Source organism: Bradyrhizobium sp. MI1.10, from assembly GCF_055811035.1.
Genome location: NZ_JBVVPN010000027.1, coordinates 100,920 through 107,815, shown reverse-complemented (window position 1 = coordinate 107,815; position 6,896 = coordinate 100,920). Strand labels below are relative to the sequence as shown.

Below are 6,896 nucleotides of genomic sequence, written 5' to 3'. Positions count from 1 at the left end.
GGTCGTCCGAAGAGACCCAGCGCGCGAGCTGGAACTCGCTGACCTCGAACTCGACCGGCAGGGAATATTCCGCATCCAGCCGCGCCTTGAGCACGTCGAGCTGGAGCGCGCCGACGACGCCGACCAACGCGGGCGCACCGTCGCGGGGACGGAACACCTGCACCACGCCCTCTTCCGACATCTGCTGAAGCGCTTCCTTCAGCTTCTTCGCTTTCATCGCATCGGTGAGACGTACGCGGCGGACGATTTCCGGCGCAAAGCTCGGCACGCCGACGAAGTTGAAATCCTCACCGTCGGTCAGCGTATCGCCGATGCGCAGCGTGCCGTGATTGGGAATGCCGACGACATCGCCGGCATAAGCCTCGTCCGCAACCGAACGGTCCTGCGCGAAGAAGAATTGCGGGCTCGACAGCGGCATGCTCTTGCCGGTGCGCACGAGCTTCGCCTTCATGCCGCGGCTGAGCTTGCCGGAGCAGAGGCGGGCGAAGGCGATACGGTCGCGATGGTTGGGATCCATGTTGGCCTGGATCTTGAACACGAAGGCGCTCATGCGCGGGTCGGTGGCTTCGACCTTGCGCTGGTCGCTCTCCTGCGCGCGCGGCTCGGGCGCGAACTTGCCGAGGCCTTGCAGCAGGTCGCCGACGCCGAAATTGCGTAGCGCGCTGCCGAAATAGACCGGCGTCAGATGGCCCTCGCGAAACGCTTCGAGCTCGAACGGCTTTGAAGCCGCGGTGACGAGCTCGAGTTCGTCCTTGACCGCTGACACGTCGAGATTGGCGTTGAGCTTGGCGAGCTCGGCGATCTCGATCTGCTGCGCCGCGCCGGTCTTGGCACCGCCGCCTTCGAGCAGGCGCACGCCGCCATTGACGACGTCATAGGTGCCGAGGAACTCGCGGCCGCGGCCGACAGGCCAGGTCATTGGCGTGGTATCGAGCGCCAGCGTCTTCTCGATCTCGTCCAGGAGCTCGAAGACGTCGCGGCTCTCGCGGTCCATCTTGTTGATGAAGGTGATGATCGGGATGTCCCGGAGACGACACACCTCGAACAGCTTTCGGGTGCGCGCCTCGATGCCCTTGGCGGCGTCGATCACCATGACGGCGGAATCGACCGCCGTGAGCGTGCGATAGGTGTCTTCCGAAAAGTCCTCGTGGCCCGGCGTGTCCAGCAGATTGAAAACGAGGCCCTCGAACTCGAAGGTCATGACCGAGGTCACGACCGAGATGCCGCGCTCGCGCTCGATCTTCATCCAGTCCGAACGCGTGTTGCGGCGCTCGCCCTTGGCCTTGACCTGGCCGGCCAGATTGATGGCGCCACCGAACAGCAGCAGCTTTTCGGTCAGCGTGGTCTTGCCGGCGTCCGGATGCGAGATGATCGCAAAGGTACGCCGCCGCGACACTTCAGCGGCAAGCGAGGAACGGGCCGTCGATTCGGCTGTGGTGGCGATGTCGGACATTGCGGCAGCGTTTGGCAGGGAAAATGAGCCTGATCAAGCCTCATCTGGTGATTGCGGAGCCTTCCGGCCAGCCCCATATCGGGCTTGTTTGGGAGGGACGGCCTTCCCTTCCTATCGGCACGCCAGTCGCGGGGACGACCCTGCCTTGAATGGAGGGTCGTCATGGCCTGGAGCATCCTGTTCGTCGCCGGTCTGCTGGAGGTCTCCTGGGCGATCGGCCTCAAATACACCGAGGGGTTCAGCAAGCTCGTTCCGTCGGTCCTCACGCTCGGCGCCATGGCCGGCAGCATCCTCCTGCTCGGGCTCGCCCTCAAATCGCTGCCGATTGGAACCGCTTATGCAGTCTGGACCGGCATCGGCGCGGTCGGTACCGCGACGCTCGGCATCATCCTGTTCGGCGAGCCGGCCACCGCGTTCCGCCTCGCCAGCATCGGGCTGATCGTCGCCGGGATCGTCGGGCTGAAGCTGGTTACTTGACGAAGAGCTTGACCGCCCACCAGGAGAGCGCGGCTACGATGGCCGAGGCCGGCATGGTGATCACCCAGGCATAGACGATCGAGCTGGCGACGTTCCAGCGCACCGCCGAGAGGCGGCGGGCGGCGCCGACGCCGACAATGGCCCCGGTGATGGTGTGGGTGGTCGAGACGGGAACGCCGAGGAAGGTCGCCATGAACAGGGTCGCGGCACCGCCGGTCTCGGCGCAAAAGCCCTGCATCGGGGTCAACTTGGTGATGCGCAGGCCCATAGTGCGAACGATGCGCCAGCCGCCCATCAGCGTCCCCATCGCCATCGCGGCCTGGCACGAGAGCACCACCCAGAAGGGGACGAAGAATTCGCCGCCGAGCTGGCCCTGCGAATAGAGCAGCACGGCGATGATGCCCATGGTCTTCTGCGCGTCGTTGCCCCCATGGCCGAGCGAATAGAGCGAGGCGGAGGCGAATTGCAGGATGCGGAAGGCGCGATCGACGGCAAAGGGCGTGGAGCGTACCGAGGCCCAGGAGACGATCGCGACCAGCACCATCGCGAGCAGGAAGCCGACCAGCGGAGACAGCACGATGGCGATCACCGTCTTGGACAATCCGCTCCAGACCGCCGCCGAAAGGCCGGCTTTGGCCACACCGGCACCAAACAAGCCGCCGATCAATGCATGAGACGAGGACGACGGGATGCCGAGCGCCCATGTCACCAGGTTCCAGACGATGGCGCCGACGAGCGCGGCGAAGATCACCTGAGCATCCACGATCGCGGGATCGATGATGCCGGTGCCGATGGTCTGGGCGACGTGGAGCCCGAACACCATGAAGGCAACGAAATTGAAGAACGCGGCCCAGAACACCGCGTATTGCGGCCGCAGCACGCGGGTCGAGACGATGGTCGCAATCGAATTGGCGGCGTCGTGCAGGCCGTTCAGGAAGTCGAACAGCAGCGCGACGGCGATCAATCCGACCAGGACGGGAAGACCCAACGCAACATCCACGGCGTGGCCCCCGCCCTAAACTTGCTCGATGACGATGCTGTTGATCTCGTTCGCGACGTCGTCGAAGCGATCGGCGACTTTCTCGAGATGGTCGTAGATTTCCGCGCCGACGATGAAATCCATCGCGTTGCCGTCGCGATGCTTGAGGAAAAGTTCCTTCAGCCCGATATCATGGAGATCGTCGACGCGGCCTTCCAGCTTGCCCAGCTCTTCGGTGATCGCAGTCAGCATGGCCACGTTCTGACCGATCTTCTGCATCAACGGCAGCGCACGGCCGACCAGATTGGCGCATTCGATCAGTAGCCCGCCGATCTCCCGCATCGGCGGCTCGAAGCTGCGGACCTCGAACAGCATCACGGCCTTGGCGGTCTGCTGCATCTGGTCGATGGCGTCGTCCATCGAGGTGATCAGGTTCTTGATGTCGCCGCGGTCGAACGGGGTGATGAAGGTGCGACGCACCGCCGTCAGCACCTCACGGGTGATATTGTCCGCATCGTTCTCGAACTGGTTGACGCGCTGGCAATAGACCGGCGTCTCCTCGCCCCCGTTGAGCATGCTCTGGAGCGCGATCGAGCCCTGGATCACGGTCTGGGCGTGGCGGTCGAACAGGTCGAAGAACCGTTCTTCCTTGGGCAGGAAAGAGCGAAACAATCGCATCATGGGAGAGAAACTACCGGTTGGATAATGGCCTGGCCAAAGGGGGCCGTCATGAAACTGTCATAGACCATTTTCGATCCACGCGCGTGCCACCTCACGCCCGTGGAGCCGGATCATCCACCGCTTTCGCGAGTCAACACATCTTCCATTAGATCAATGACTTACAGCGACCGGCGGAAGTAATGCGCGATTTCGCCGATGACACCACGGCGGAAGGTGAGCACGCAGATCACGAAGATCGAGCCCTGGATCACGGTCACCCACTGCCCGAACCCCGCCAGATATTGCTGCATGGCGATGATCACGAAGGCACCGACCACGGGACCGAACACGGTTCCTAGACCACCGACCAGCGTCATCAGCACGACTTCGCCCGACATTGACCAGTGCACGTCGGTGAGCGAGGCGTTCTGCGCCACGAAGACTTTCAGCGCACCGGCAAAGCCGGCCAGCGTGCCCGACAGGACGAAAGCCAGGAACTTGTACTGATCGGTGCGGTAACCCAGCGAGATCGCGCGCGGCTCGTTCTCGCGGATCGCCTTGAGGACTTCGCCGAAGGGCGAGTTGATGATGCGGAAGATCAGCAGGAAGCCGGCGAGGAAGCCGACCAGAACCACGTAATAGAGCACGGTCGGCTTGGTCAGATCGAACACGCCGAACATGCGTCCTTGCGGGATGCCCTGGATGCCGTCTTCGCCATGGGTGAACGGCGCCTGGAGGTAGATGAAGTACAGAAGCTGCGACAGCGCCAGCGTGATCATCGAGAAATAGATGCCCTGGCGCCGGATCGAGATATAGCCCGTGATGAGCGAGAGCACGAAGGCACCGGCGACGCCGACGAGGATGCCGAGCTCCGGCGGCAGCGCCCAGACCTTCAGAGCATGCGCGCTGCAATAGCCGGCCGTGCCTAAGAACATCGCATGACCGAAGGACAGCAAACCGCCATAGCCGATCAGCAGGTTGAAGGCGCAGGCGAGCAGCGCGAAGCACAGTGCCTGCATCACGAAGAACGGGTAGACTCCCGTGAATGGCACCGAAGCCAGCAGCAGCGCCATCACCACGAACACGATCATCTCGTCGCGGATCGCGCGCGGGGTTACCGGCAGCGTGTCGTCCGTCAAGGCTGTCATATCAGGCCGCCCTTCCCGTCAATCCCGTTGGCTTCACCAAGAGCACCAGCACCATCAGCACGAACACGACGGTGTTGGAGGCCTCGGGGTAGAAATATTTGGTCATGCCCTCGATCACACCGAGCGCAAAGCCGGTGATGATGGAGCCCATGATCGATCCCATGCCGCCGATCACGACCACCGCGAACACCACGATGATCAGGTCGGCGCCCATCAGCGGCCGCACCTGGTTGATCGGCGCCGAGAGCACGCCAGCAAGCGCGGCCAGGCCGACACCCAAACCATAGGTCAGCGTGATCATGCGCGGCACGTTGACGCCGAAAGCGCGCACCAGCGTCGGGTTTTCAGTCGCGGCACGCAAATAGGCGCCGAGCCGCGTCTTCTCGATCAGGAACCAGGTCGCAACACACACGATCAGCGAGAAGATGACGACCCAGCCGCGATAGATGGGCAGGAACATGAAGCCGAGATTCATGCCGCCCTTGAGCTGGTCCGGAATGGCGTAAGGCATGCCGGAGGAGCCGAAATAGTTCTGGAACACGCCCTGCACGATCAGCGCAATGCCGAAGGTCAGGAGCAGGCCGTAGAGATGATCGAGCCCCGTCAGCCATTGCAGCATGGTCCGTTCCAGGATCATGCCGAAGATGCCGACGATGATCGGGGCAAGCAGTAACGCCCACCAGTAGTTGATGCCGCCGATGTTCAGCAGGAAGTAGGCGACGAACGCGCCCATCATGTAGAGCGCGCCATGGGCGAAATTGATGATGTTGAGCATGCCGAAGATCACGGCAAGCCCGAGACTGAGCAGCGCGTAGAACGAGCCGTTGATCAGTCCCACCAGTAGCTGAGCGTAAAGAGCCTGCATCGATCCCGCACCCGGTCCCTTCGGCGTTCCCTGAAAGTCGCCCGCAGGCCTGATGGCCTGCGGGCGGTTATCTTACTTCTTCAAGAGCGCGCACTTGCTCTCGGACAGCGGCGTGAAGGCCTGGTCGCCCGGCACCGTGCCGACCAGCTTGTAGAAGTCCCACGGTCCCTTGGACTCGGAGGGCTTCTTCACCTCGAACAGATAGGCATTGTGGATGGTGCGACCGTTGGGCTGGATCTCGCCCTTGCCGAACAGATCGTCTTCCGTCGGCATCGACTTCATCTTCTCGACGACCTTGGCGCCGTCGTGCGGGTTGCCGCCGAGCGCTTCCAGTGCCTTGAAATAGTGACGCACGCCCGCATAGACGCCGGCCTGCACCATGGTCGGCGGTGCGTTGTTCTTCATCTTCTCGGCGAAGCGCTTGGAGAACGCCCGGGTCTGGTCGTTCATGTCCCAGTAGAAGGTCTCGGTGAAGTTGAGGCCTTGAGCGGTCTCGAGCCCGATCGCCTTGACGTCAGTCAGGAACAGCAGCAGCGCCGCGAGCTTCTGGCCGCCCTTGACGATGCCGAACTCGGCCGCCTGCTTGATCGTGTTGGTGGTGTCGCCGCCCGCATTGGCAAGGCCGATGATCTTGGCCTTGGAGGCCTGCGCCTGGAGCAGGAAGGACGAGAAGTCCGGCGTGTTCAGCGGGTGCTTGACGCCGCCGACCACCTTGCCGCCATTGGCCGTAACGACAGCGGTGGTGTCGCGCTCCAGCGCCGCGCCAAAGGCGTAGTCCGCGGTCAGAAAGAACCAGGTGTCGCCGCCAGCCTTCACCAGCGCCTGGCCGGTGGTGTGGGCCAGCATGTAGGTGTCGTAGGTCCAGTGCACCGTGTTGGGCGAGCACTGCGCGTTGGTCAAATCCGAGGTCGCCGCGCCCGAGTTGATGTAGACGCCGTTCTTTTCCTTGACGACGTTGTTGACCGCAAGCGCCACGCCGGAATTCGGCACGTCGACGATGACGTCGACCTTGTCGACGTCAAACCATTGCCGCGCGATCGCGGTGCCGATGTCGGGCTTGTTCTGGTGATCACCCGAGATGATGTCGATCTTCCAGCCCTTCGCAGCCAGGCCGGAATCTTCAATGGCCATCTGCGCGGCGAGCGTCGAGCCCGGTCCGCCGAGGTCGGCATAGAGCCCGGACTGATCGGACAGCGCGCCGATCTTGACGGTCTTGTCCTGCGCGAAGGCTGCACCGGTGGCGGTCACGGCCAGCGCCGTGCCGAGCAGAAACGACGCAATCGACTTTGTCATCATGCTACTTCCCTATGAATC

The 6,896-nt window shown here is 63.0% G+C and carries 7 protein-coding genes; 1 reads left to right on the top strand and 6 read right to left on the bottom strand.

The window, feature by feature from the left end; genetic code table 11:
- Positions 1-1,453: peptide chain release factor 3 (locus AC0L3K_RS26475; RefSeq protein WP_473367154.1), on the bottom strand; the 1,453-nt coding region annotated here is incomplete at its 3' end.
- A gap of 162 nt (positions 1,454-1,615) precedes the next feature.
- On the opposite strand from AC0L3K_RS26475, the gene sugE reads away from it, so the two are divergent.
- Positions 1,616-1,930: a quaternary ammonium compound efflux SMR transporter SugE gene (gene sugE, locus AC0L3K_RS26470; protein ID WP_007592079.1), complete on the top strand. Its 315-nt coding sequence runs from the start codon at positions 1,616-1,618 to the stop codon at positions 1,928-1,930.
- Here sugE and AC0L3K_RS26465 read toward each other — a convergent pair.
- The 5 genes from AC0L3K_RS26465 to AC0L3K_RS26445 all read right to left on the bottom strand — a co-directional run bounded on the left by AC0L3K_RS26465 (position 1,923) and on the right by AC0L3K_RS26445 (position 6,878).
- Positions 1,923-2,930: an inorganic phosphate transporter gene (locus AC0L3K_RS26465; RefSeq protein WP_007592081.1), complete on the bottom strand. Its 1,008-nt coding sequence runs from the start codon at positions 2,928-2,930 to the stop codon at positions 1,923-1,925. The two genes, sugE and AC0L3K_RS26465, sit on opposite strands and share 8 nt — an antisense overlap.
- A 15-nt stretch (positions 2,931-2,945) precedes the next feature.
- A complete protein-coding gene (locus AC0L3K_RS26460) occupies positions 2,946-3,590 on the bottom strand; it encodes a DUF47 domain-containing protein (RefSeq protein ID WP_007592082.1) in 645 nt (214 codons plus the stop codon).
- 158 nt (positions 3,591-3,748) lie between these two features.
- Complete coding sequence (locus AC0L3K_RS26455) at positions 3,749-4,717, bottom strand: branched-chain amino acid ABC transporter permease (protein ID WP_007592084.1); 969 nt, start codon at positions 4,715-4,717, stop codon at positions 3,749-3,751.
- Position 4,718: 1 nt separating this feature from the next.
- Complete coding sequence (locus AC0L3K_RS26450; RefSeq protein WP_007592087.1) at positions 4,719-5,582, bottom strand: branched-chain amino acid ABC transporter permease; 864 nt, start codon at positions 5,580-5,582, stop codon at positions 4,719-4,721.
- 72 nt (positions 5,583-5,654) lie between these two features.
- Positions 5,655-6,878, bottom strand: a complete 1,224-nt coding sequence (locus AC0L3K_RS26445) for an ABC transporter substrate-binding protein (RefSeq protein ID WP_007592089.1) — start codon at positions 6,876-6,878, stop codon at positions 5,655-5,657.
- Positions 6,879-6,896 lie beyond the last annotated feature (18 nt).